The organism is Mesorhizobium waitakense (assembly GCF_056431085.1).
In genome coordinates this window covers 1-24309 of record NZ_JBWKME010000107.1, presented here as the reverse complement: position 1 = coordinate 24309, position 24309 = coordinate 1, and the positions used below count along the sequence as shown (strand labels likewise).

Annotated in this window: 21 protein-coding genes and 2 pseudogenes; 12 read left to right on the top strand and 11 right to left on the bottom strand. The window is 60.5% G+C overall.

Annotation, left to right across the window (positions count from 1 at the left end; translation table 11 throughout):
• Positions 1-150: 150 nt before the first annotated feature.
• The 6 genes from AC07FD_RS23805 to AC07FD_RS23780 form a co-directional block, all read right to left on the bottom strand.
• Positions 151-891 carry a ribonuclease activity regulator RraA gene (locus tag AC07FD_RS23805; RefSeq protein WP_478351820.1) on the bottom strand — a complete coding sequence of 247 codons (741 nt, stop codon included), beginning with the start codon at positions 889-891 and terminating at the stop codon, positions 151-153.
• 21 nt (positions 892-912) lie between these two features.
• The gene (locus AC07FD_RS23800) at positions 913-2076 is read right to left on the bottom strand and encodes a mandelate racemase/muconate lactonizing enzyme family protein (RefSeq protein ID WP_478351819.1); all 1164 of its coding nucleotides are present in this window, start codon (positions 2074-2076) and stop codon (positions 913-915) included.
• Positions 2077-2109: 33 nt separating this feature from the next.
• Positions 2110-3207, bottom strand: coding sequence for an ABC transporter ATP-binding protein (locus AC07FD_RS23795; RefSeq protein ID WP_478351818.1), 1098 nt, complete (start codon positions 3205-3207; stop codon positions 2110-2112).
• Positions 3208-3217: 10 nt separating this feature from the next.
• Positions 3218-4108, bottom strand: coding sequence for a carbohydrate ABC transporter permease (locus AC07FD_RS23790; RefSeq protein ID WP_478351817.1), 891 nt, complete (start codon positions 4106-4108; stop codon positions 3218-3220).
• The gene (locus tag AC07FD_RS23785) at positions 4105-5064 is read right to left on the bottom strand and encodes a carbohydrate ABC transporter permease (protein ID WP_478351816.1); all 960 of its coding nucleotides are present in this window, start codon (positions 5062-5064) and stop codon (positions 4105-4107) included. Before AC07FD_RS23785 ends, AC07FD_RS23790 begins: the two co-directional genes overlap by 4 nt.
• Positions 5065-5144: 80 nt before the next feature.
• Complete coding sequence (locus AC07FD_RS23780) at positions 5145-6623, bottom strand: ABC transporter substrate-binding protein (RefSeq protein ID WP_477288125.1); 1479 nt, start codon at positions 6621-6623, stop codon at positions 5145-5147.
• A gap of 214 nt (positions 6624-6837) precedes the next feature.
• Between AC07FD_RS23780 and AC07FD_RS23775 the strand changes: the two genes are divergently transcribed.
• The 4 genes from AC07FD_RS23775 (at position 6838) to AC07FD_RS23760 (ending at position 11426) form a co-directional block, all read left to right on the top strand.
• Complete coding sequence (locus tag AC07FD_RS23775; protein ID WP_478351815.1) at positions 6838-7548, top strand: GntR family transcriptional regulator; 711 nt, start codon at positions 6838-6840, stop codon at positions 7546-7548.
• A 54-nt stretch (positions 7549-7602) separates the two neighbouring features.
• A complete protein-coding gene (locus AC07FD_RS23770; RefSeq protein ID WP_478351814.1) occupies positions 7603-8769 on the top strand; it encodes a mandelate racemase/muconate lactonizing enzyme family protein in 1167 nt (388 codons plus the stop codon).
• 63 nt (positions 8770-8832) lie between these two features.
• Positions 8833-10191: a mandelate racemase/muconate lactonizing enzyme family protein gene (locus tag AC07FD_RS23765; RefSeq protein ID WP_478351813.1), complete on the top strand. Its 1359-nt coding sequence runs from the start codon at positions 8833-8835 to the stop codon at positions 10189-10191.
• Between the two features lie 38 nt (positions 10192-10229).
• The gene (locus AC07FD_RS23760; protein WP_478351812.1) at positions 10230-11426 is read left to right on the top strand and encodes a mandelate racemase/muconate lactonizing enzyme family protein; all 1197 of its coding nucleotides are present in this window, start codon (positions 10230-10232) and stop codon (positions 11424-11426) included.
• Positions 11427-11742: 316 nt separating this feature from the next.
• Here the strand turns inward: AC07FD_RS23760 and AC07FD_RS23755 are convergent, their stop codons facing one another.
• Positions 11743-12354 carry a VOC family protein gene (locus AC07FD_RS23755; protein WP_478351811.1) on the bottom strand — a complete coding sequence of 204 codons (612 nt, stop codon included), beginning with the start codon at positions 12352-12354 and terminating at the stop codon, positions 11743-11745.
• A gap of 87 nt (positions 12355-12441) precedes the next feature.
• Here AC07FD_RS23755 and AC07FD_RS23750 point away from each other — a divergent pair.
• Positions 12442-13300 (top strand): annotated as a pseudogene (locus tag AC07FD_RS23750) (substrate-binding domain-containing protein).
• 73 nt (positions 13301-13373) lie between these two features.
• Positions 13374-13967, top strand: a complete 594-nt coding sequence (locus AC07FD_RS23745; protein WP_478351810.1) for a DJ-1/PfpI family protein — start codon at positions 13374-13376, stop codon at positions 13965-13967.
• A gap of 66 nt (positions 13968-14033) precedes the next feature.
• Here AC07FD_RS23745 and AC07FD_RS23740 read toward each other — a convergent pair whose 3' ends face one another.
• Both AC07FD_RS23740 and AC07FD_RS23735 read right to left on the bottom strand, forming a co-directional pair.
• Positions 14034-14930, bottom strand: a complete 897-nt coding sequence (locus AC07FD_RS23740) for an NAD-dependent epimerase/dehydratase family protein (protein WP_478351809.1) — start codon at positions 14928-14930, stop codon at positions 14034-14036.
• Between the two features lie 89 nt (positions 14931-15019).
• A complete protein-coding gene (locus AC07FD_RS23735) occupies positions 15020-16177 on the bottom strand; it encodes a mandelate racemase/muconate lactonizing enzyme family protein (protein WP_478351808.1) in 1158 nt (385 codons plus the stop codon).
• 318 nt (positions 16178-16495) lie between these two features.
• Between AC07FD_RS23735 and AC07FD_RS23730 the strand changes: the two genes are divergently transcribed.
• Complete coding sequence (locus AC07FD_RS23730; protein WP_478351807.1) at positions 16496-17482, top strand: aldo/keto reductase; 987 nt, start codon at positions 16496-16498, stop codon at positions 17480-17482.
• 166 nt (positions 17483-17648) lie between these two features.
• Here the strand turns inward: AC07FD_RS23730 and AC07FD_RS23725 are convergent, their stop codons facing one another.
• Positions 17649-18341, bottom strand: coding sequence for a FadR/GntR family transcriptional regulator (locus tag AC07FD_RS23725; protein ID WP_478351837.1), 693 nt, complete (start codon positions 18339-18341; stop codon positions 17649-17651).
• A 425-nt stretch (positions 18342-18766) separates the two neighbouring features.
• Here AC07FD_RS23725 and AC07FD_RS23720 point away from each other — a divergent pair, with 425 nt between their 5' ends.
• The 5 genes and pseudogenes from AC07FD_RS23720 (at position 18767) to AC07FD_RS23700 (ending at position 23792) form a co-directional block, all read left to right on the top strand.
• Entirely contained in the window at positions 18767-20047 is a 1281-nt protein-coding gene (locus AC07FD_RS23720; RefSeq protein WP_478351806.1) for an ABC transporter substrate-binding protein, read from the top strand.
• Positions 20048-20049: 2 nt separating this feature from the next.
• Positions 20050-20973, top strand: coding sequence for a carbohydrate ABC transporter permease (locus AC07FD_RS23715; RefSeq protein WP_478351805.1), 924 nt, complete (start codon positions 20050-20052; stop codon positions 20971-20973).
• Positions 20973-21848, top strand: coding sequence for a carbohydrate ABC transporter permease (locus AC07FD_RS23710; RefSeq protein WP_478351804.1), 876 nt, complete (start codon positions 20973-20975; stop codon positions 21846-21848). The genes AC07FD_RS23715 and AC07FD_RS23710 overlap by 1 nt, the downstream gene beginning before the upstream one ends.
• 122 nt (positions 21849-21970) lie before the next feature.
• A pseudogene (locus tag AC07FD_RS23705) lies at positions 21971-22710 on the top strand (RraA family protein).
• 26 nt (positions 22711-22736) lie between these two features.
• Positions 22737-23792, top strand: a complete 1056-nt coding sequence (locus AC07FD_RS23700; protein WP_478351803.1) for an ABC transporter ATP-binding protein — start codon at positions 22737-22739, stop codon at positions 23790-23792.
• Positions 23793-23814: 22 nt separating this feature from the next.
• On the opposite strand, the gene AC07FD_RS23695 is transcribed toward AC07FD_RS23700, so the two are convergent.
• A partial coding sequence (locus AC07FD_RS23695; RefSeq protein ID WP_478351802.1) for a GntR family transcriptional regulator occupies positions 23815-24309 on the bottom strand: 495 nt, incomplete at its 5' end.

Genomic DNA, 24309 nt, shown 5'->3' with positions numbered 1-24309 from the left:
CCACCAGCGGGGATCTCGACCAATTCGCCCGAACGTGCCGTTCGAAAATTCCGTCGTAACAGTGCTCGCGATCAAACTTAGGCGCAGGCGCCTTCAGAGGTAGTTTGATGCGTTGTCACGTATGGAAAGACGCGACCAACGTCCCGTCTATCAAGATCTGGAGTTGGCTTTGCGCCACGCCTCGTATTCCCCGCGGGCATCGTCATGCAGCGGATAATATCGTTGCAAGGACCCGCCCTCCATGAGCTTCGCTCGTGAGAACTCCTCCCAATCGTGATGCTTCTGCGATTCATCGATCACTTTTGCGGCCATTGCCACGGGAAGCACCACCACCCCGTCGTCGTCGGCGACGATGATGTCGCCGGGGATCACCGTGACACCGCCACAGGCAATTGGAACGTTGACGGCATTGGGATAGATGCTGGTCTGCACATGATAATTTGGCGTCCAGCCGCGCAGCCATAGCGGCAGATCGAGCTTTTCGACATTGGGCCGGTCGCGCATGCAGCCATCGATGACGATGCCCGCGCCGCCTCTGCCCTTGAAATACGTCGACATCATATCGCCGAAGACGCCCGAGCTCATGTCGCCGCGCGCGTCGACCACGACCACGTCGCCCTCCTGCGCGTGATAGAGCACGTGCCGGTGCAGTTGCGTCTCCGGATCGGCATATTCTCCCTCGTTGAAAAGGTCAGGCCGCTGCGGCAGGAATTGGAGCGTCAGCGCCGGCCCGACGATCGACTTCCCGTGGTTTTGCGGCACGGGACCAACCATGTGCGGATTGCGGAATCCCATGTGGCCAAGCGTGCCGGCAACCGTCGCGGCGCCGATTTCCCTTAGCGCGTCGATCAGGTCTTTAGGGGGTCGAGTAATGTCGGAAGTATGCGTCATTTTAGACTCCGGTGGATGGAACTACCAGTTCGTAACAGAACCGTCGCGGCGCTTAAGGTGAGGCGCTTCCCAGAAACGAAAGCTCTCCGCCTGGATCGCCTCTTCGTTGACCTCGACGCCGAGCCCCGGCAGATCGCTGACCGGATAGTCGGGGCCGTCGAGCCGTGGTTGCACGGGGAAGAAGTTGGAATTGTCGAAGCCCAGCTTTCTTTCGGGCGCCCGGGTCTCGAGCCACGCGAAGTTGGGTACCGCGGCGGCGAGATGCACGGTCGCGGCCGTGCACACTGGGCCAAGGGGATTGTGCGGCATCAGGTCCACATAGTGCGCCTCGCTCCAGCCAGCGACTTTCATCGCCTCGGTGAGCCCGCCGACATTGCAAATATCGAGCCGGTTGAACTGATGGATGCCGCGCTCGATGTAGGGGAGGAACTGCCACTTGCTGGCAAATTCCTCGCCGATGGCAAAGGGGATGTCGGTCATCGTACGCAGGGATTCGTAGGCCTCAGGTGTCTCGTCGCGTATCGGCTCCTCGAGGAAATCAAGCACGCCACGGCCGAGCTTGTTGCAGAAGCTGGCCGCCTCTGCCACCGACAGACGATGGTGATAGTCGATGCCGAGGACGACGTCGTCGCCCAGCGCCTCGCGGGCCTTGTTCAGCATGGTCGCGGTAGCGCCGATCGACTCGCGCGGCTCGAAGATGTCCCTGCTGCTTTGCCCGACGGGGAAGAAGCGGATCGCCTGCCACCCCTGTGCGCGCAGTTCGCGGGCTCGTTCGATGGCAACATCGCCCTCGGCCTCGTCTCCGGTCGAGGCGAAGGTGGGGATGCGGTCGCGCTGCTTGCCGCCGAGCAGTTCGTAGACCGGCACTCCCAGCGCCTTGCCCTTGATGTCGTGAAGGGCGATGTCGATGGCGGAAATCGCCGCCTGCAGAACGCGCCCGCCTTCGAAGTACTGGCTGCGATAGACTTCCTGCCAGATCCGCCCGATCTGCATGGGATCGCGGCCGATGAGAAACTCGCGATAGTGCTCGACCGCGCCGGCCACGGCCCTCTCGCGACCGCTCAAGCCGCTCTCGCCCCAGCCGAAAATGCCGTGATCGGTCTCGACCTTGACGAGCATCTGGTTGCGCGTTCCAACCCACACCGGATAGGCCTTGATCGCAGTAATCTTAAGCTTCGTAGTCATCCAAGCCCACGTCCCACAAGCATCCGCCTGGTCTCAATCGGCCTTGAGGGCCATTTCAGTTTCGCCGTCGAACAGATGCATGCGCTCCTGGTCGAACTCGAGCCAGATCTGCTCGTCGGGCGCGACGGCAATGGTCGGCGGCACGCTGACATTGACGATGGCGCCGGACAGGAACGCCTGCACGAAGGTGACGTCTCCGGTCGGCTCCACCGTGTAGGCCTTTGCCGGGACGCTGCCTGGCACTGCACTCTTGTGGAGCTTGATCGTCGAGTGACGTGCGCCGAGCACGACTTTCTTGGTCGTTGCCCCCGCGACTTTGCGGGCGTTGCGCGGCGAGAGCTCAAGGCTCCAGCCCTCTGCGCTGGTCAACACGGCATTGCCGTTCGCTGTCGATGCCTGCAGCGAAATAAGGCTCATCGCCGGGCTGCCGATGAAGCTTGCGACGAACATGTTCATCGGATGGGCAAAGACCTGCGCCGGTGAATCGTATTGCTGCAGGAAGCCGCCGTTCATCACCGCCATCTTGTCGGCCATGGTCACCGCTTCGAGCTGGTCGTGCGTCACATAGATGATCGTCGCCTTGAGGTCCTGGTGGAAGCGCTTGATCTCCGACCGCATCTGCACGCGCAGCTTGGCATCGAGGTTGGAGAGGGGCTCGTCCATGAGGAACACGGCCGGGTCGCGGACGAGGGCACGGCCCAGGGCTACACGCTGCTGCTGCCCGCCGGAAAGTTCGCGCGGCTTGCGCTCAAGCAGGTGCGTCATGTCGAGCACTCGCGCCGCGTCCTTCACCTTCTTGTCGATCTCGTCCCTGGGCAGTTTTCGCATCTGCAGCGGGAACGCCAGGTTCTTATAGACCGATTTCTGCGGATAGAGCGCGTAGTTCTGGAACACCATTGCGATGTCCCGGTCCTTGGGATCGAGGTCGTTGACGACGCGGTCGCCGATGACGATGTCGCCCGACGTGATCGGGATCAGCCCGGCGACGAGATTGAGCGTGGTTGTCTTGCCGCAGCCTGAAGGACCGACGAGCGCGACGAACTCGCCATCGTTGACCGTCAGCGAAACGTTGTTGACAGCTTTGAAGCCGCCATAGGTCTTGACGAGATCTTTGAGGACCACGTGGGCCATCGGCAACTCCCTAGTGTTTGACCGCGCCTTCTGTAAGGGCGCGTACGAAGTATCGCTGCAGGACGAGGAACAACACGACGACGGGCACGCTCATCATAAAGCTGGCCGCCATCAGGCCCGGAAAGTCCGTCGTGTTTTCCGAGAAGAAGCGCTGTATGCCGACCGGCAGGGTCAGCTGCTCGTTCTTGGAAAGGAAGGTGTAGGCGTAGATGTACTCGTTCCACGCACCGATGAAGGAATAGATCGCGGTGGCGATGATCCCGGGCGTCGAAAGCGGCATCACGATCAGGATGAAGGCCTGGAACCGCGTTGCCCCGTCGATGCGCGCCGCCTGCTCGAGCTGCACCGGGATGTTGTCGTAGAAACCCTTGAGCAGCCAGATCGCCAGCGGCAGGCCGAAAGTGAGATAGGTGAGGATCAGCGAGCCATGCGTGTTCACCAGCCCGAGCATGCGCATCAGTATGAACAGCGGCACGAGAAAGATCACAGCCGGGAACATGTTGCGCAGCAGCACGGCGAAGAACAGGAAGTTCCGGCCGGGGAAACGGAAGCGCGAGAAGGCGTAGGCCGCCGGGACAGCCACGATCACCGAAAGGATTGTCGTGGCAGTCGACACGAAAAGGCTGTTCCAGAAGAAGCGGAGGAAGTCCTGGCCGACGCTGTTCTGAGGATCGAGCAGCTTCTGGTAGCTGGCAAGGGTAGGCTCGTCTGGCCACCATTGCGGCGGAAATTGCATCGCCGCGAAGCCGGACTTGATCGAAGTGAGCAGCATCCAGATCATCGGCAACGCGGTGTAAAGCAGCATGAACACAAGGAAGATGCGCCCGCCCCACCGCCATCCGTCGACGCGCATGCGGCGACGGGTCTGACCCCGAGGGGCTGTCTCGGCAAGCGTGCTCATGCGCTCCCCTCTTTGCGTTCGTTGCCGCTTAGCGCACGGACATAGAAATAGCCCAGCGTCATCAGGATGAGGAACAGGAGCACCGAATAGGCCGATGCCACGCCCCATAGCTGTCGTCCGAAGGCGAGCTCATAAATATGGGTGATCCAGATATGCGATGCGTTGGACGGCCCGCCGCCGGTCATGATCCAGGGGATGATGAAGGAATTGAAGTTGGCCACTGCGAGCAGCAGGATGGTCACCGTCGAGACGCTGCTCAGATGCGGGAAGGTGACGTGCCAGAAGCGCTGCCACGCACTGGCCCCGTCGACTTTTGCGGCGCTCAGCAGCTGTTCGGGGACCGTCTGCAGGCCGGCCATCATCATGATCATGGCAAACGGAAACTCGCGCCAGATATTGACGACGATCAGGGAGGGCAGCACCGTGCTGACGTTGTCGATGAAATTCGGCGGCCGGTCGGCCCATCCGAGACCGACCAGCACCGCACCGATGACCCCGAAGTCCGAATGGTAGATCCACTTCCAGATGTAGGAAGCGGCGACCGCGCTGATAACCCAGGGAATGATCAGGATAGCGCGCAGGACGCCACGGCCGATAAAGTCGCGGTGGAGCGCCAGCGCGGAGCCAAACCCCAGGACGAAGGAGATGAAAGTCGATGCCAGTGTCCAGATCATAGTGTTCCAGGTGACTTTCCAGAACACCGGACTGGTGAGGATGTTCGTGTAGTTGTCGAAGCCGACGTAGATCTTGTCGCGCAGCTGTAGGCCTGGCGGCGTCTTAAAAAACGACAGCTCGATTGTGTAATAGATCGGATAGGCGATGACGATGAGCATCACGGCGATCGCCGGGAGCACGTAGGCGTAGTCGGCGCGATGCTCCCATACCCTCCGCAGCACGCCGGACCTACCGGATTGCAATCTTCGGCGAGCCTCGGCCTTACCGGTCACGATCGTCACTGTGGCGCGCCCTTATTTTCCTTGGAACGAACCGGCTGCACCGTCGGTGCAGGCCGGTCGAATCGTAAGCCAGGTTCAAACTAGAGTTTGCCTTCCACCAGGCTCTTCACCTTTTCGGCCGCGTCGTCCGCTGCCTGATCGACGGTCATCGCTCCGGTCAGGGCATTCTGCAGCATGTCCGGGACGATGATGTTCATGATCTCGGGAGACTGCGGCAGCGCTGGAAACGGGATGCCGTATGGCAGCATCGACGTCGTGACATCGAGGAACTTGATGCTGTCCAGACGTTCCTTCATCCATTTGGTCTTGAAGCCGTTGAGGTTGCCCGGGTTCGAGCCGGCGTAGGCCATCTTCAGCGACCATTCAGGGCTCGTCCACATGCAGATGATGGCCTTTGCAGCCGGCTCGTCCACCTTGCCGCCCTCGACATATTCGGGCTTCAGGATGTGAATGTTCGAGCCGCCGAATACAACGGCGCGCTTGCCGTCTGGGCCAGTCGGAATCAGCCCGTAGCGCATGTTGTCGATGACGGTCTGCGCCTTGTCCTTGTCGGTGCCCGTCGCCTTTTTCTGCAAGTCTAGCATGACGTTGTAGTCGGACGGGTGCGAGACCATCATGCCGAGTTGGCCGGCGAGGAACAGCGGCTGGTTATCGGCCTGCTGGTTGGTGAGTGCCGACACCGGAACCGACTTGTCGCGAACATACATATCGTACGAGGCTTGCAGCGCCGCTTTGCTCTGGGGACTATTGAGTTCGACCTCCTTGTAGGTCGGGTTTGCGGTGGCTTCGTCGAAGACGCCGCCGCCATAGGCCCACAGTTGCGGCATGAATCGGTACGGCGTATTGCCGGCATTCTTGCGAGCCACGAGGCCGTACCCGGAAATGCCGAGCTTGTCGTGGATCTGCTTGGAATACTTGACGACGTCGTCCCAGGTTGCCGGAGCCTTGTCCGGATCGAGGCCGGCACGCTTGAAGATGTCGGCGTTCCAGATGAACGCCATCGTCTCGTTGTTGGTTGGAATGCCGTAGGTAACCCCGTCCCAGGTCACCGCCTTCATGGCGCCAGGCCAGAAATCCTCGGTCGAATACCCCACATCCTCGGGCTTGAGAGGCTGCAGATAGCCCTTTGCGGCGAACTCGGTACCACCCAGGATTTGCAGGCGGACCGCCATCGGCGCGGCATTGCCCAGGAGCGCCGTGCGGAACTTGTCAAGAAGGTCGTTGTAGGTGAGGGCCTGTTCCTCGAGCTGGATGTTTGGATAGGTCTTGCGGAAGGTCTCGAAGAAATCCTTGTAATACTGGCGCAGGAGGTCGGGATCGCCCTCGAACACGCCCTGATACCAGAAAGTCAGTCGCCCCTTGTAGTCGAGCGGGGTGACTTTGCCGCAATCGGCCGCCGTATCAAAATCCTGTGTGCCCGCAATGGAGCGCACATATTCCGGCGACCACTTGCTCAAATCGACCGGCGGCGCACCCAGCGCCGACGCGGACAGCGATACCACTAAAGCAGTGGAGACAGTGCCGCGCAGGACGGCACCGCCGAGTGTAATCCTCGTCATAGGTATCCTCCAGGTTCTCTCCCATGCCGCTCTGCTTCGAGGCAAGCGGTCCATGCTCGTTCGATCGCGGGACGTCTTCCTGTTCTGTGTATCCCTTCGAGCACTTTGTACGTTTTCAGATAGTGGATTATCTGTCAACGCGCTAAATCGTACATTGTTTATGGAAACCGTGCGTGATATCGATGAAAGTGTGTATTGAATTGGGGAGCCGGCCTTGGGCGAAACAGGCGATTTTAAAGCAGAGCCACCCGCAGGCATTGACCCCATCGGGGCCTCCAGCGAGGGCGCCTCGCTTTATGAGCTGATCAGGGAAGACATCATTGAGGGGCGGCTCGCCGCCAACGAGCGGCTTGTGGTGACTGATCTTGCCCGGCGCCACGGCACCTCGACAAACCCCGTGCGCGAGGCTCTGCAGCTTTTGCGCGGGGAGGGCTTTGTCACCTTTGTCGCCAACCGCGGGGCGCGCGTCCGGCCCATAGATCAGGATTTTGTCCGGGATATCTACGAGATCGGAGTCCTGATCGAGCCGGCCCTGACGCGATGGTTTGTGAATATGGCGACCGGCGAAGACATTGCCGAACTCGAACGCATCCAAGGCCTGATTGAAGAGAACAACTTTGCCGACACGTTCAGGCACAGTGAACTGGATACCGCTTTCCACACCGTGATGTACCAACGCCACTATAACCGCCATGCCGCAGAGCTTTGGTGGAAGCATCGCGAGGTGCTGCGAGCCGTAAGCCGGCGTTTCAATTTCACGCTCGCACGGCGGGCCGCAATCATTCGCGAGCACCGCGAACTCATCGCACTCGTGAAGGCGGGAGAGGCAGACAAGGCCGCCGAACTCATTTCCCGCCATGTCGAGGGTTCCGGCCGGCATGTTCTCGAACAGATGCGTGCGCGCAACGCCGCTCGGGCCGGATAGCCCCTCCAATCTGGAACATCGTTAGCCTGACAATCAGATAAAGGTAGTTGAGAGATGAAAATCACGAGCGTTCGGCCGTGGCTGATCAAGTCAGATGCTTCATATTGGGGAGAGTACCTGTTCGTCGAAGTGACGACCGATGAGGGGGTGAGCGGCTGGGGAGAGATCACAACCACCACCAGGCTCGCCAACCGCGCTCTCTGCACGATCCTTCGGCAGATCGGCATCGCCGTGACCGGCGAAGATCCAGCGCGCATCGAGCACCTGTGGCACAAAATTTTCCGCAGCTTCACCTATATGGGCAGCCGCGGCGCCGCGGTCGAATGCGTGAGCGCCATCGACATAGCCCTCTGGGACATCCGAGGCAAAGTCCTTGGTAAGCCGATTTACGAACTGCTGGGCGGACCGGTACGCGATGAAATCGCGCTCTACACGCATCCCAACCAGGCCAAATTTACCAGCAAGGAGGCCGTGGTCCGCGAAATTCGAGACATCGTCGAGTCCGGACACACCGGGCTCAAGTTCGACCCTTTCCCCCACCAGGGTCGCATTGCCGATGGCCTGTCCCGCGAACAGCGGGACGGCTACCTCGACGGCAGCATGACCCGCAAGGACGAGCGCGAAGCGGCCGAACTCACGGCGCTGATCCGCGAAACGGCGGGGCCCGATGTCGACATCCTGATCGACGCGCATGGCCGCTTCGACGTTCCCACCGCCATTCGCCTGTGCCGGAGCCTTGAGGAAGCCGGCCAGATCGACTGGTTTGAGGAGCCTTGCCCGCCAGAGAGCCTCAACGCCCTCAAGCAGGTGCGTGAGAAGGTCAGTGCCGCTATCTCGTGGGGCGAGCGCGGCCACACGAAGTGGGATTTCGTGCCGGTGCTCGAGAACAAGCTCGCTGACTACATCATGCCGGACGTTACCTGGACCGGCGGCATTACCGAACTGAAGAAGATTTCCGCCCTGTGCGAAGCCTATTACATCCCGGTCTCGCCGCACGACGCCGCGGGGCCGATCAACGTGGTTGCGGGAGCGCAGGTGATGATGACGGTGCCTAACTTCTACAAACTCGAAACGTCGGAGTGGAACCTGGGCAAATACGATCACCTCATCGACAGACCGCTCGACGTTTCGAACGGCAGCCTCAAGCTGACGTCGAAGCCTGGTCTCGGCGTTGAGATGAACCGCGACTACCTGCAGGCCAATGAGATCGAGCTGGGCTAGCAACGCTCGATGCCGCCCCGGCGTGCTTTCGACAAACCCAGCAGACCAGAGTGAGGATAAGTCATGCCAAAGACGGGTGGAGCCGACGCAGCGCTCAATCGGGTGAACACGAATTCCAAGCCGAGCGACCTACGCATCACCGACCTGCGGGTAGCCGAAATCGTCGGCGCGCCGTTCACCTCGGCGCTCGTCAAGATCTACACCAACCAGGGTATTGTCGGCCTGGGCGAGGTGCGCGACGGCGCCAGCGCCACCTATGCGCTGATGCTGAAAAGCCGGTTGCTGGGCGAGAATCCTTGCGACATCGATCGACTGTTCCGCCGCATCAAGCAATTTGGCGGTCATGGGCGGCAGGGTGGTGGTGTCTCGGCAATCGAGATCGCTCTCTGGGACCTCGCTGGCAAGGCCTATGGCGTGCCGATCTACCAGATGCTTGGAGGACGGTTCCGCGACAAGGTGCGAGTCTATTGCGACACCGACGCGGACAAGCCCAGCGGCACCGAGACCGGAAGGCGGCTCAAGGCGCGGATGGACCTCGGTTTCACCTTCCTCAAGATGGACCTCGGGCTGGCGCAGATCTCCCACATCCCAGGCGCGGTCGTCGCGCCGGCCGGCGTGCTCGACGGTTTCCGCACGCATGCCGGCCGCGGGCGAGCAGGCACACTGGACGAGCGCCGGGCGCGTAATGCCGCTTACGACGCGCAGAACGTGCCGCATCCCTTCACCGGCCTCCACTTCACCGAAAAGGGCATCGACCTGCTCGATCAATATATCCACGAGGTCCGCGAGGTGATCGGCTACGAGATCCCGCTCGCCATCGACCATGTCGGCCACGTCTCGCTGCAGGACGGCATCCGTCTCGCCCGGCGGATCGAGAAATACGCACCAGCCTGGCTTGAGGACGTGATCCCCTGGCAGTACACCGAGCAATATCGGCGGTTGCAGGAGGCAACGTCCGTGCCGATCTGCACGGGTGAGGACATCTACCTCAAGGAAGGCTTCGAGCCGCTGCTCAACTCAGGCATTTCGGTCATCCATCCGGACTTACTTACCACCGGCGGCATCCTCGAGACCAAGAAGATCGGCGACGCGGCGCAGGACCACGGCGTTGCCATGGCCATTCACATGGCGGAAAGCCCGATCGCGGCAATGGCCGCCGCGCATGTTGCGGTGGCCACGGAAAACTTCATGGCGCTCGAATATCACAGCGTGGAAGTGGACTGGTGGGACGACATCGTCACCGGCTTGCCCAAGCCGCTGGTCAAGGACGGGTTCATTACAGTGCCCGACAAGCCGGGCCTGGGCATCGACGACGTGGTCGATGAAGTCATCAGCCAACACCTGCAGGACGGTGTCAAAGGCATCTGGCAGCCGACCGAGCACTGGGACGACGAATATTCCTGGGACCGGACCTGGAGCTGACCGCCTCACATTTTGAGGCAGTGTAGGAAAGGGAAAGCATGAAGATCACCGATCTCAGGTGCGCCGTCATCGGCAAGCACCCCATCGTCCGCATCGTCACCGACGAAGGTCTTTATGGCCTTGGCGAGGTTGAGTACACCAAGCCCTATCTCAAGCCCTGGGTGCTGCATTTCCGCGACGCACTGATCGGCGAGGACCCGACCGACGTCGAGCGCTGCATGCTGAAGATCCGCCAGCGCGGCTCGTTCAAGCCCTATGGCGCCGCTGTCTCTGCAATCGAGCATGCCTTGTGGGATATCGCCGGCAAGGCGGCAGGCGTTCCGGTCTACAAATTGCTCGGCGGCAAGGTCCGCGACAAGGTGCAGGTCTATAACGGCTCCATCCGCAAAAAAAGGACCGGCGACAGGCCCGAGGACTATGCGGCGGATGTCAAATGGATGATGGAGCAACCGCAAAACTTCTTCATGGTGAAGCAGGGCATCAGCTTCCACTCCAACATGAAGACGAGCGTACCCGACTTCCATTACGGCGTCCGGCAGCCACCGACCTATCACGGCGCGATGGACCAGGGGCAGATCAGCGAGCGCGGCATGGCGCATATGATCGACTGCGTCATCGCCATGAAGGAAGTGCTCGGCGACAAGGTTTCGCTCGCGCTGGATTGCGGCCCCGGCTGGTTCCTGCCCGACGCCATCCGCTTCGCGCAGGCGGTGGAAGAATACAATCTCATGTGGCTCGAGGACATGCTGACGGGCGACTACGTGCCATGGGTCAATCCGCAGGCTTATCGTGAACTCACCACATCCACCTCCACGCCCATCCACACGGGAGAGCAGATCTACCTGCGTCACAACTTCAAGGAACTGATCGAGACGCAGGCAGTGCGCGTCATCGGCCCGGATCCCGCCGACATCGGTGGCATCGCCGAGCTCAAATGGGTCGCCGAGCACGCCTATATGCACTCGATCCTGATGGCGCCGCACGGCACCGCGAATGGCCTCCTCGGCCTCGGCGCGCTGATCAATGTCTGCGCCACCTTGCCCGCCAACTACATCGCCTTCGAATACCCGAGCGCCTCCGACCCCTGGTGGAACGACATCGTCATCGGCCTGCCTAAGCAGATTGTGAAGGATTCGATGATTGATCTGCTAGAAGCCCCCGGGCTTGGTCTCGACATCGACGCCAAGGCCGCCAAGAAGTATCTACTGGAAGAGGACGCCGGGTTCTTCGACTGAACCACCTTTTCGCCACCCTGACGTCGTGAGACGGGTGGCGCCGATCTGGCCGATTGAGCGAGACCGCGCCTTACGTGGCCGCCATGCCTTCCGAAGCCGCTGACATACTCGTCATACTCCTTGATCAGGACATCAACTATCGCTGCGGCACGAGGCTTACCATTTGCCTCGTCAGTACCGTCAATCAATGTGCCATCGAGCCGGGGAAAATCGTCCTGACGCCCGGTGTCCTTTTTGGGCCCAATCTGGTCAGCTGTGGACTCATAGGAATCCACGCCGGTTTTTGTAACGTCCGCCGACCTTCTGTCGCTAGGGCTTACTCGACGCGCAGCACTTGCCCGGTTGCATCGGTGACGAAGGTGCCCTTGGTTTGGTCAAGCATGACCAGGGCGTTGCCAAACGGATCACGAACGACGGCGCAACGGCCGATCGGGATGTCGAATGGCTTCTTGATAATCGTACCGCCTGCGTCGACGAAGCGCTCCAGGGCGGCGTCGACACTGTCCACAAGCAGATCCACCTCGGGACCCAGATCGGTATGCAAGACAAGCTCCGCGTCCGTTCCTGGCATTCCCAGTCCAGCAGCCTCTGGCGATCGCCAGAGAAGTGGATGCCCAAGGGCTTCGGAGTAGAATCCCAGAGCGGCATCCAGGTCCGCCACCTTGAGCATCACGCAGTCGATCTTGTGGAACAGTGGTTCGCTCATGGCAGTCCGGGAGCATAGGATGGCGCGGGCGCCGACAGCCAGCTCATGATCAGGGTGGCCAGACTTTGCCTCTTCCTTCGTGGCGGCGCCGCGAACCATCTCGACCGACAGCGCCTCGGCCGCGCCAATGATGCCGACGCGGCGACGGCTGACATCCTCCTGAGGAAGCGGTGACAGCGGCTCAAGCACTTCGACGTAGAACGCGACGTGCCCCTCGATCATCTCTCGTTAATAGGCATCCATTTGCGCATCGCCCTTAAGCGCGGCACCGATCGCATGCGATTCGGACCGACAGAAGTGTAGCAATCCATGGCGGTCTCGATCCCAGCGGCGGATCATGGCTGGACGGCTGGAATCGTGTACCACGCACAGGCTGCCGCCAACGCGGCGTTTCCGGATGTCGAGGTGGTCGTCAAGACCTCGCCATCGGCGGCCGAGCAGGTGAGCGCGCTGGAGGATTTGTCCGCCAGCCGCAAGCTGGATGCCCTGGTCATCCTGCCATACACGTCCGAGGAACTGACCCAGCCGGTCAAGGCCATCTAGGATATGGGGACGTTCATTTCCGTCGTCGATCGGGGGCTGACCGATGCTTCGATCCAGGACCTCTACCTTGCCGGCGACAATATCGCGGTGGGCACCAACACAGCGAAGTTCATGATCGACAAGCTGGGCGGCAAGGGTGACCTCGTCGTGCTGCGCGGCATTCCGACCGTCATCGACGACGAGCGTATCAAGGGCTTCGAGGATACGATCAAGGGCACCGGCCTGAAGGTGCTCGACATTCAATATGCCCATTGGAATAGCGATGAAGCCTTCAAGTTCATGCAGGACTACCTGGCCAAGTATCCGCATATCGACGCGGTCTGGGCCAATGATGACGACATGCTGCTCGGTGTGCTGGAGGCCGTGAAGCAGTCGGGCCGGACGGACATCAAGCTGGCGCTCGGCGGCAACGGCATGAAGGATATCGTCAAGAAAGTGATCGACGGCGATGCAATGACGCCGGTCGAGACCCCATACCCCGCCGTCGATGATCAAGACGGCAATCTACATGACCGTCGCCAATTTGATTGGCCAGGCGCCGGTTCGCGGCACGGTCAAGCTTGACGCACCGCTGATCACCCAGGCCAACGCCAAGGAATACTACTTCCCCGACTCACCGTTCTGATCCCGACTTCGATCCCTTAGGGGCAAGACGCGGGGTGCGCCTTGCCCATCACAAACACCGAGAGGAAAGAGCCATGGCAGGCAAAAAAATCCTGATGCTGACAGGTGAGTTCACCGAGGAATATGAAATCTTCGTCTACCAGCAGGCGATGGAGACCGTCGGCCACACTGTTCATGTCGTCTGCCCCGACAAAAACGCCGGCGACTTGATCAAGACCTCGCTGCACGACTTCGAAGGCGACCAGACCTACACTGAAAAACCCGGTCACAACGCACTGATCAACAAGACTTTCTCGGAGGCCGAGAAGCAGCTTGATCAGTATCATGCGGTCTACTGCGCCGGCGGGCGCGGACCGGAATACATCCGCACCGACAAGCGCGTGCAGGCGATGGTCCGCCACTTCCACGAGGCAAAGAAGCCGATATTTACGATCTGCCACGGCGTCCAGATCCTGGTCGCTGTGGACGGCGTCGTCCGCGGCAAGAAGGTCGGCGCGCTAGGGGCTTGCGAGCCGGAGGTGACGCTTGCTGGCGGCACCTACATCGATCTGTCTCCGACCGATGCCTATGTGGATGGGACGATGGTGTCGGCCAAAGGTTGGACGGCGCTTGCGGCCTTTATCCGCGAATGCCTGAAAGTGCTGGGAACGGAAATACGCCACACGTGAGCCTTTGGCGCCAACGCATTCCTGAGGGGATGCGTCGGTTCCCTCGATGGGTCACGTCGTGCGCCGTCATGAACCCGCCGGGCGCGTTCGCCAATCATGTTCCTGCTTGAACCCCAGGACCTCGCGCAGCTTTCGATTTGAGATTGGCCCCTCGAACACGTCCATTGAACGCGTGATTGGCGTGTCGGGCGCGTGCCTCTTGAGAAACTCTGCCGTTGGTGTGTCCGAGACGATGTTGTCGTTGACGGCGTTGAATACCTGGAACCCCAAACCGTCCTTCTCGATGCACAAATGCACGATCTGGCCCAGGTCGCGCGCGTCCATATAGGTCCAGCCGTCGCGCCGCCGCTTTGAGGGCTCCGCCAGGAACTCTGGAAACCGGGCGTAGTCCTGCGGTTCGACAACGCCGCCGATCCTCAGTGCGTAGATATCGCTTCCCGTGCGGGAAGCGAAGGAGCGCGCGATCTTCTCGCCCAGGACTTTTGAAAGGCCATAGCTGTCGGTCGGATCGGTGTCGTAGTCCTCTTCCACCGGAAACGATGTGAAGTCGCGTTCGCCTTCGGCAAAGCACACGCCATAGACCGTTTCGCTGGAAGCTGTGACGATCTTGCGGATGCCGAGTTTGGTGGCGGCCTCGATCACATTGTAGGTGGACTGCACATTGGCGGCGAACATGGCGTTGTCCGGCCGCAGGAATATCCGCGGGATCGCCGCGAAATGGACCACGGCGTCGACCGGGCCGCGGCCCTTTCCGCCGAAATATTCCTTGAACCCGAAATGCAGCGTCAGCGCATTGTAGGTCTCGCCGGCATCCGCAAGGTTGGTGATGACAGTCTCCACCCCAGGCACATCGAGAGGTGTGAGGTCGAGGTTCAGAACCTGATGCCCGCGTTGGAGCAGATAGGGTATGACGTGGCGGCCGATCTTGCCGCTGCCACCGGTGAAAACGATCCGCTTGCCCATGGTTTCCTCCCAACGGACCTCATTTCGTCGAGCGGCAGAAACGTGGCCAAAACGCACTTCCGCTTAACCGCATGTTGTCCGGTCAGCGCCTATTCAAAGATGCCGAAGCCAGGCACGGCGTATTTGTGCACGCCGTCCATGTTGAGCTCGACGCCGATGCCGGGCGTGTCGGGTATGACGATGTGGCCATCCTCGACCATCGACTTGGCGCCATCCGGCAGGCGCACATAGCTATCCCACGCTTCCCGCTCTTCGAGGGCATGCCACTCCAGCACGAGGAAGTTCGGCACGCTCGCGCACACGTGGCATGTCGCCATCGTGCCCAGCGGTGTCGACACAAGATGCGGTGCGAATGGCACGTAATACATTTCAGCGAGATTCGCGATCTTGCGGCTTTCGGCAAGGCCGCCGCATTTCGGCACATCGGGCATGATGACGTCGGCGCCGTAATTCTGGAACAATTCCCGGAAACCCCAGCGCAGGTAGAGATTTTCGCCGACGCAGATTGGCGTCTTGGTTCTCATGCGGATCTGTTTCAGCGCCTCGACGTTCTCAGCAGGAATAGGCTCTTCCAGCCACAGAAGGTTGAACCGCTCCATCTCCGACGCTATGCGGCTGGCGCTGAGTACGTCATAGCGCGCGTGCAGGTCGATGCAGAGATCGACGTCAGGACCGATCGCGTCGCGCACCGCCGCAACGCGCTCGACCATTGAGCGGAGCTCGGCGCCGTTGATGGTGTGGTTCACCGCATCGAACTTTGCCGGATGGCGCATGTTGTCGATGTCGAATTTCACCGCCGTGAAGCCCTCGGCCACCATGCGGCGGGCGCGCGTTGCGCACCCCTGCGGCGATCCCGTTTCGTCATCGCCATCGCCGCAATCGGCATAAAGCCTTATCCGGTCGCGGAACTTGCCGCCGAACATTCGATAAAGCGGCTGCCCCGCGGCCTTCGCCGCCACGTCCCAAAGCGCCATTTCAAGCCCGGTCAGCGCGATGAGAAAGATGCCGGCCTGCGCACCGGAAAAGACATGGTCGCGGCGGATATTGTCCCAGCAATATTCGACGTTGCGAGGATCCTGGCCAATAAGCTCGGACTTCAATTCCGAAATAAGCCCAACGATTGCGGCCGCGCCCGCGTCGGGATTTGCCTCCCCATAGCCGGTGATACCGGCGTCGGTATCGATACGGATCAGGGTCGCCTTGCCGTGATAGGCGACGACCGCCGTCTTGATGTCCACGATCTTCATCGAAGCTCCTCCCGGGGTGGCTCACCCATACCTGTGCACTCACCTTTGCGGGTAATGCTCCAACTTGTCCGATGAGCATACAAGAAGAGAAGATGAAACGTAAACCCCCTTTTACGACGGTTTTGCCGAATGTGTTTTTGCCGGGTTTGGGTCGTCGCAAGACGGTTTGCCGGCCTGGGCGGTGGAAAATTCTATCTCTGGTAGAAAAACAAGGTCAGGTCATGATTTACTTGTCAGACGAGCATATAAGTCTATAATTGTTGTTGTAAGCGGGCGCGTGCCGAGACGGGCAAGCCGCCGATCAGGAGGAGGAGCAACATGCAACAGCGACAGCTGGGATCGTCTCCGGTCAAGGTATCGGAGATCGGCCTGGGTACTTGGGGTATGTCGGGCGCGTTCTGGGGCGCGGCCAATGACAAGGAATCGATACGGGTGATTCAACGCGCCATTGAACTCGGCGTTACCTTGATCGACACGGCCGAAGCCTATGGGCATGGCCATGCCGAGGTCGTTGTCGGCAAGGCGCTCGCCGGCAACCGGGAAAAAGCGGTGATCGCGACCAAGGTTGCCCCAAACCATCTCGAACCCGCGGCGATAGAGGCGGCGCTCAACTGCTCGTTGAGACGGATGCAGACGGACTATGTGGACATCTATTTCGTCCACTGGCCGAACGCGGATTTCCCTATTGGGCCGACCATGGAAATGATGGAACAGCTGCGGTTATCCGGGCGGATCAGGGCGGTCGGCGTTTCCAATTTCACCACTGCTGATATGGATAGCGCACGCCAGTATGGCGTCATCGACGTGCTCCAGCCTCCTTACAACATGCTATGGCGCGAGGTTGAGGAGAAAACTTTGCCCTACTGTCGCAAGCACAATATCGGCGTCATGCCCTACAGTGGTCTTGCCCAGGGGCTGCTTACCGGCCTGCTCTCGCGCGATACCAAGTTCGTCGAGGGAGACGAGCGGCGCACCACCGTGCTGTTCCAGCCGGGCACCTACGAGCGTGCCGTCGCCGCAGTCGAGGCCCTCAAGCCGATTGCTGCCAATTACGGCAAGACCGTGCCGCAGCTTGCGATCCAGTGGCTTACCAGCAGGCCAGGCGTGAGTTCGCCGCTCGTCGGCGCGCGTACTCTCAGCGAACTGGAGGAAAACGTCGAGAGCGTAGGCTGGACGATTTCCGCCCTGGACGTCGCCGCCATCGACAAGCATACCGCGCCCGTCTGGGCGGAAATCAAGGACAAGGGTGATATGTTTGGTTTTCGCGCCCGGCAGCACCAGGAGCGGGAAGCGAAAAGGGCTTGAAGCGCGCCGTGTTGAAACGGATTCAGGCGATGCGCTCTTGCATGTCGTTGCCCCAAGACCGGGGCCAGTTTTGGGCGACATGCATTGGATCCGGCCGTGTCCTCCCAACACGCCGCGGCGCGGCCAGTGCGATTGCTGGCCGCGCCGTACGAAGGATGGCAAACGGCTAATTCTTATAGGGTAACCCGACGGCGGTGGTTGCCTTCAGGTGCCGGCGCATCGCTTCTTCCGCACGTTTTGCGTCGCGCGAAACGAGTGCCTCATAGATTGCCCTGTGATCTTCCGTCGCGAAGGACAGGGCATGAGGCATCTGATTGCTGACGCGCCGGCTCGCCGCCTGCCACCATCGCGACGAATACATGAAGCGGTCGAGGATCCTGTTTTGGGTAGACCGGCAAATCTCCATGTGGAAGTCGAGGTCGAGCTTCAGATACGCATCCGGATTGTCCTCGGTTGCGGACATGGCTGCCAGCAGGATGCCAAGACGCTCGAGGTTTTCCTTCGTCATGTGCTTGGCAGCGATGGCGGCGATGGCAGGTTCGATGATTATTCGCGTGGCGTGTGCTTCCGCCAGCAGCTGCCGGATCTGCTCGGGCGGCAGCCAGTCGATGAGTAATGGACTGAGATAGTCCCATTCCTCGGCCGGACGCAGCACCACGCGCCGTCCCTGAGCGATCTCGATCATGTCGAGGGAAGCCAGGATCTTCAACGCTTCCCGCGCTACGGCGCGCGATACCCCGAATTCTTGCAGGATGTGTTGCTCCGACGGTCCCTGGCCCCCGGAAATGCCGTCGGTGGCGATGCGACGCGCGAGCACGCCTGCCACCTGCTTGGGCAAAGTTTGAAGCTTGACCTCCATGGCATCGATCATTAACATCCACTTGTCTGATAAGCTTATAGGCTGATGGCTAGATATGCAGTCAACTATGTCATAAAAATGCTCACTAGACTATAACGCAGCCTACGGGAAGGGAGGATTGGAACGTTGGAGATATCCAACCCAGGCCTTCTTCGTCCCCACGAGGATCGATACTCGTTCGCTGAACGCGCCAGGCGCGTGGGAAGAAACGGAACACCGGAAGACCGACAAGAGAAAGGCAGAATCTCCGCCGGCAGCCGGCGAGGGCCCTGGGCCCCACGGCAGGGCAAAGTGGGTGTGTACATGGGGGTGATCCAGACAGTCTCCTGGCGGGAGGAGCAAGCCGCCGTGGACTTTGACGGGAATGCTGAACGTCGTCGCTCGACCCAAAGGGCCGACCAATCATAACCAAGGAGGAAATTGTGATGTCCGGAAACTTATCGAGACGCAAATTCCTGGCGGCTGGCGCCACGGTGGCGGCTGGCTCGCTCGCCGCACCATGGATCGCCAGGGCGCAGGCGAACGAAATTACGGCGCTGCTGATCACGGGCGGCCCGCTCTATCCCAAATATTGGGAGAAGATAGTCCAGGATTTCACGGCGAAGACCGGCATCAAAGTCCGCTATGACCTGCTGGAATTCACGCCACTGACATCGAAAGTCGTCACGTTGAGCGCCGCGCGATCGAGCCAATATGACGTCTACAGCACCCACACGGCGCAGATTGACTCCTACTTCAGCCATTTTGCACCGCTGAACAGCTATTTCAGCGAGTCGGAGTTGGCGGACTTCTATCCGGTCGCGGTCAAATATCTGCGCGATCCCAAGAACGGCAATCTGGCGGCCATTCCGCGCAACATGGATGCGCGCGTTCAATATTACCGCAGCGACATCTATCAGGAGAAAGGCCTGAAGCCGGCCGAGACCTGGGAAGAACTCGTCGACGTCGGCTTGAAACTCACCGGCAACGGCCATTACGGGTTGGTTGTCCCGGGGCAGGGCGATCCGGCCCAGCGCACCTTCAGCGATCTCCTGTGGCAGGCCGGCGGGGATTGGGTCGACCAAGCCAACAAACCGGCCTTCAATTCCGAAGCCGGTATCAAGGCCATCACATTCTACCGCGACCTCGTCCAGAAGCACAAAATCGTCCCCCCGGATGCCGTCGGCTATCAGTGGAACGAAAATTCGACCGAATTCTCGTCTGGAACGGTCTACGCCAATTTTGATTGGCCGGGGGCTTTCGCAACGCTCTCCGATCCCGATACCTCCCGCGTTGTCGGCAAGTGGTCGAGCGCGCCCTATGTGCGGGACAAAGCGGCAATATCCTGCGCCATCTCGCACGCCATGGCCCTCAACGGCCAGTCGGGGCGCAAGGATCCCGCCGTCGAATTCATCAAATTTACGGTCGGCCCTGAGGCGCAGCGCCTGCAGTTCGACCAGTTCACCAACTTCCCCAGCAGTCAGGCGATCGCCAAGGAGGTGATTGCGGCGGCGAAAGGCCCGCAGGCCACATGGCTGCAGCAGCTCGAGACGACGATCGCGAACGGCAAGGAATGGCCCAAGCTGCCTGGTTTCTCAAAAGTCTGCACCCTGATGTTCTCGGCCATCGAACAGGCGCTCACCGACCAGGTTTCTCCAAGCGATTCGCTCAATCAGGCGGCCGTGGAAGCGGAAGACACCATGCGTCGGGCCGGAGCCTACGACTGAGGATGTCGTCTATCCCACAGGACCGGGTGCCGGGGCGTCGGCGTCGTTCGCCGCTGCCCTATACCTGGCAGAAGGGGTACCTTCTGGCCGGCCCGGCATTCGTCGTCATGCTCGCCATCTTCGTCTATCCCCTGGGGTACTCGTTTCTCATGAGTTTCTTCCGGTGGGATTTGAGCGGCTCCGCGCCGTTCATCGGGACAGGAAATTACACAGACGAGCTTTTTGGCCGCCAGTTCAACCAAGCCCTTCGAAACCAGATCATCTTCAGCGTCGTCTCCATCACGGTCGAGGTGGTGGCTGGTATGGCGATCGCGGTGCTGGTCAACGGAGAATTGCGGGGTATGCGGCTCGCCCGCACATTGCTGCTGGTGCCACCGATGATCGCTCCCGCCGTCGTCGGCCTCAATTTTCGTTGGCTTTTCAATACGCAATACGGTCTTGTTGACGCATTGCTGCGCATGTTTAACCTGTCCAGCATTCCCTGGCTCAGTGACCCGACCTGGGCCCTGGTCTCGGTCATTGTCGCCGATATCTGGCAGAACACGCCGCTGATGGTGCTGCTGTTCCTGGCCGGCCTGCAATCCTTGCCCCAGGAGCCGCTCGAAGCCGCGACGGTGGACGGCGCCGAGCCGTGGCAGCGCTTCTGGCACATTGTTCTGCCGTTGATGCGTCCGGTCATCATGATCGCGCTGATGCTGCGTATCATAGACACGTTCCGAACCTTCGACGTCGTCTGGCTGATGACGCAGGGCGGGCCTGGGGGCGCTTCCAACCTGCTTACCGTCTACGCCTACCTGCTGGCATTCCAGGCCGTGGATTTCGGGCACGCGGCGGCGGTCTCCTACATTGCTCTGGGGATGTCCCTGGTCGTACTCGGCCTGCTCTACGGAGTGCCGTGGCTGATCGCAAAGCGGAGGGCCATCTGATGGATACTGCGGCCGTGAGCGCGCATCGCAAGCCAAGACGCCGCCGCCGCCGGTTCACAGCCGGCGTTGCCGGACGCTACCTCGCTCTCATCCTGACCATCGCCTTCACCATTTTTCCGTTGGTGTGGCTGTTCCTGACGTCGATCCGCAGCTCGGCCGACATCTTCTCCGTGCCGGTCCACATCATCCCCGTGACCGCGACGTTGACGCAATACGTGTCGGTTTTCCGCGAATATGACACCATGGATTATGTCTGGAACACCGTCATCGTATCGTTCGTGACGGTCATTTTGGTCCATTTGCTGGCCATCCCCTGCGCCTATGCCCTGTCGCGCTTCAGGATGCCGGGCGTCATGCTGATCTTCGGCCTGCTCTTGATCATGCGGATGATCCCAGTCATCGCGCTCGCCATCCCGCTCTTCGCCGTGTTCGCGGCAATCGGCCTGCTGGATTCGGTCTGGGCGCTGATCCTCGCCCATACGGCTGCCAAACTGCCTGTCGCCATCTGGCTTCTGCTGGGCTTCATCCAGGATGTCCCGAAAGAGATCGAGGAAGCTGCCCAGTCAGATGGCGCCGGCACGATGCGCACGCTGGTCCAGATTGTCACGCCGCTGATCGCGCCTGGCATCGGAGCCAGTGCGGTGATCACCTTCCTTTTCACCTGGAACGATTTACTGCTCGCACTGACCCTGACGTCGAGCAAGTCCGCGCAGACCCTGCCGGTCGGGCTCACCAACTTCGTTTCGCAGTTCGGCATAGACTGGGGCGCCATGTCAGCTGCCGGCGTCCTCATGGTTATCCCGACTTTGGTGTTTGTCTGGTTTGCCCAAGGCCTGTTGGTCAAAGGCCTGACCACCGGTGCGGTCCGTGGCTGAGCGGCGGGCAAGGGAGCAATGCGCTCGTTGCTTTCGACGACAGTTGGTTAGGCAAGTGAGACCGGCGCGGTGGATAAAAGTGGTGCTGCGCTAAGGGAGGATGACGAGTGGAAGCGGATCAAATACCGGCGATATCAGACATTTCCCGGCCACCGAGGCAATTGGTCGACGCGCTTGCAGCGATCGGTTCGGCGACACTGGCCAGTGAGCTCTATCATAAAGTGGGAATTCGTGATCCGCACATCCGGGGCCCGAGGCCGTTGAGGCCCGGCCGCACGGCCGCAGGCCCGGCTCTCACGCTCCAATGCATGCCGAAGCGCGAAGATCTCTATAACGAAACTGAGTATGAGGACCCGGAGCGACAGCTCCATCGTCACGTTCTCTACCCTACGCAGCCGGGCGACATGGTCGTCGTCGATGCGCGCGGCGATCTTGGTAGCGGCATCTTCGGCGAGATGATGCTCACCTATTTCGCCGGCCGCGGGGGTGCCGGGGTGATCGTCGACGGCTGCATCCGCGATTCTGCCCAGGCCGCGGCCCTGGATATCGGCATCTGGGTGAGGGGGGCGACGCCGAATTTCCACGCCCAGACCAACATTGTCCCCTTTGCCGTCAACGTCCCCATCGCCTGCTCGAATGTGCTCGTCATACCCGGCGACATCATGGTGGCTGACGACGACGGCGTGGTCGTCGTGCCGATCGCACTTGCGCCCGAGCTGGTCGCGCTTGCCGGCGAGCATATCGAGTGGGAAGAATTTACCCGCGCGCGCTTGGCCGAAGGAGGGATTTGCGGAAGTACTACCCGTTGAGCCCGGAGGGCGAGACCGAATACCGCGCATGGCGGCACGCTCAGCGAAAATGAGCAGGGCCTGCACGGGAGAAAAATAGATGTCTGCAATCCAGATAGAACAGCTCGGCAAGAGCTTCGGCGCCGTGGAAGTTCTGCGCGACGTGAACATTGAAATCGCCAGCGGCGAGTTCGTGGTCCTTGTCGGTCCCTCGGGCTGCGGCAAGTCAACTCTGCTGCGGATGATCGCCGGCCTGGAAGAACAGACGACGGGCGAGATCCGCATAGGCGGGCGCGTCGTCGACGAGATGCCCGCCAAGTCGCGCGACATCGCGATGGTCTTCCAGAGCTACGCGCTCTATCCGCATATGAGCGTGGCAGACAATATGAGCTTTGCCCTTCGACTGGCCAAGGTCCCCAGGGAAGAGATCGTCTCGAGGGTGAAGGCAGCCGCCGAAATCCTCGGCTTGCAGGATCTGCTGCGTCGTATGCCGCGCCAGCTGTCTGGTGGCCAGCGCCAGCGTGTCGCCATGGGCCGCGCGATCGTGCGCGACCCGGCAGCCTTCCTGTTTGACGAGCCGCTCAGCAATCTCGATGCGAAGTTGCGTGTCAAGATGCGTGCCGAGATCAAGAAGCTGCATCAACGGCTCGGGCGCACCAGCATCTACGTCACGCACGACCAGACCGAGGCGATGACGCTTGCCGACCGGATTGTGGTGCTGAATCGAGGCCAGGTTGAACAGATCGGTACCCCTTCCGAGCTCTACGAGAACCCTGCCAACCTGTTCGTTGCGAGTTTTATCGGCTCACCGGAAATGAACCTGATCAAGGGCCGAATTGACAATGGCGCATTCGCCACCGAGCAGGGCCTGCGCTTGCCCTTGTCCGATGACCTTCGGATCAGTGACAGGGAAGGCGTGGTATACGGGATTCGCCCACAGCACATCACTGTCGGCGGCACCCACGCAAAGGCAACGGTTCAGGTGGTGGAACCGACCGGCGAGGCCCAGGAACTTACCTTAAATGCGAATGGCGTCGATCTGATTGCCGAAATCCGGGAACAGCCCCTGTTCAAACCTGATCAAGAGGTGAAGTTGGAGATTATGGTGCATAAGGTGCACCTGTTCGACGCCCAGAGCGGTACCAGGATAAACTAGAGCGCTTGTGCGATCGGATCGTCTAGGCGTTGGTATCCATCCCATCGAATACAATCAGCGAACGCATCAGTGTTTTCCTTGCCGAAGCCAGATGGGCTCGGCAGGCCCGCTCGATCCGCTCGGAATCGCGGCTTTCGAGCGCATCGATATAGGCGAGATGCTCAAGGATCGCCGCCTGGTTGCGCTGTTTTTCGTCATGCTTGTTCCACTGATAGTGGTAGTGGAAAATGAAGCTGATGATATCGTAGAAATCGTCGATGAAGCGGTTCGGCGAAGCCTCGTTTATGAGCCTGTGAAAGCGGTTGTCGAGACTGGAGAAGTCGTGGAAGTGGCTTTCAATCTGCTTCAGCAGTTCGGTATGCGCGCTCTTGAGCACGGCGAGCTTCTCCCACAGGGGAGACGTGTCGGGCTGTCGTGAAAAAAGATGCGCCGAGCGCAGCTCGAACATGACCCGGATCTCGAACAGCTCTAGGACCAATCGACATTCAGGATTCAAATTTGCAGCGGTACGTGATTC

What these genes read in the sequence shown, in the direction of transcription:
- AC07FD_RS23805 (WP_478351820.1), bottom strand. Translation starts at nt 891, where the DNA reads ATGACGCATACTTCCGACATTACTCGACCCCCTAAAGACCTGATCGAC.
- AC07FD_RS23800 (WP_478351819.1), bottom strand. Translation starts at nt 2,076, where the DNA reads ATGACTACGAAGCTTAAGATTACTGCGATCAAGGCCTATCCGGTGTGG.
- AC07FD_RS23795 (WP_478351818.1), bottom strand. Translation starts at nt 3,207, where the DNA reads ATGGCCCACGTGGTCCTCAAAGATCTCGTCAAGACCTATGGCGGCTTC.
- AC07FD_RS23790 (WP_478351817.1), bottom strand. Translation starts at nt 4,108, where the DNA reads ATGAGCACGCTTGCCGAGACAGCCCCTCGGGGTCAGACCCGTCGCCGC.
- AC07FD_RS23780 (WP_477288125.1), bottom strand. Translation starts at nt 6,623, where the DNA reads ATGACGAGGATTACACTCGGCGGTGCCGTCCTGCGCGGCACTGTCTCC.
- AC07FD_RS23770 (WP_478351814.1), top strand. Translation starts at nt 7,603, where the DNA reads ATGAAAATCACGAGCGTTCGGCCGTGGCTGATCAAGTCAGATGCTTCA.
- AC07FD_RS23765 (WP_478351813.1), top strand. Translation starts at nt 8,833, where the DNA reads ATGCCAAAGACGGGTGGAGCCGACGCAGCGCTCAATCGGGTGAACACG.
- AC07FD_RS23760 (WP_478351812.1), top strand. Translation starts at nt 10,230, where the DNA reads ATGAAGATCACCGATCTCAGGTGCGCCGTCATCGGCAAGCACCCCATC.
- AC07FD_RS23755 (WP_478351811.1), bottom strand. Translation starts at nt 12,354, where the DNA reads ATGATCGAGGGGCACGTCGCGTTCTACGTCGAAGTGCTTGAGCCGCTG.
- AC07FD_RS23745 (WP_478351810.1), top strand. Translation starts at nt 13,374, where the DNA reads ATGGCAGGCAAAAAAATCCTGATGCTGACAGGTGAGTTCACCGAGGAA.
- AC07FD_RS23740 (WP_478351809.1), bottom strand. Translation starts at nt 14,930, where the DNA reads ATGGGCAAGCGGATCGTTTTCACCGGTGGCAGCGGCAAGATCGGCCGC.
- AC07FD_RS23735 (WP_478351808.1), bottom strand. Translation starts at nt 16,177, where the DNA reads ATGAAGATCGTGGACATCAAGACGGCGGTCGTCGCCTATCACGGCAAG.
- AC07FD_RS23730 (WP_478351807.1), top strand. Translation starts at nt 16,496, where the DNA reads ATGCAACAGCGACAGCTGGGATCGTCTCCGGTCAAGGTATCGGAGATC.
- AC07FD_RS23725 (WP_478351837.1), bottom strand. Translation starts at nt 18,341, where the DNA reads ATGGAGGTCAAGCTTCAAACTTTGCCCAAGCAGGTGGCAGGCGTGCTC.
- AC07FD_RS23720 (WP_478351806.1), top strand. Translation starts at nt 18,767, where the DNA reads ATGTCCGGAAACTTATCGAGACGCAAATTCCTGGCGGCTGGCGCCACG.
- AC07FD_RS23715 (WP_478351805.1), top strand. Translation starts at nt 20,050, where the DNA reads ATGTCGTCTATCCCACAGGACCGGGTGCCGGGGCGTCGGCGTCGTTCG.
- AC07FD_RS23710 (WP_478351804.1), top strand. Translation starts at nt 20,973, where the DNA reads ATGGATACTGCGGCCGTGAGCGCGCATCGCAAGCCAAGACGCCGCCGC.
- AC07FD_RS23700 (WP_478351803.1), top strand. Translation starts at nt 22,737, where the DNA reads ATGTCTGCAATCCAGATAGAACAGCTCGGCAAGAGCTTCGGCGCCGTG.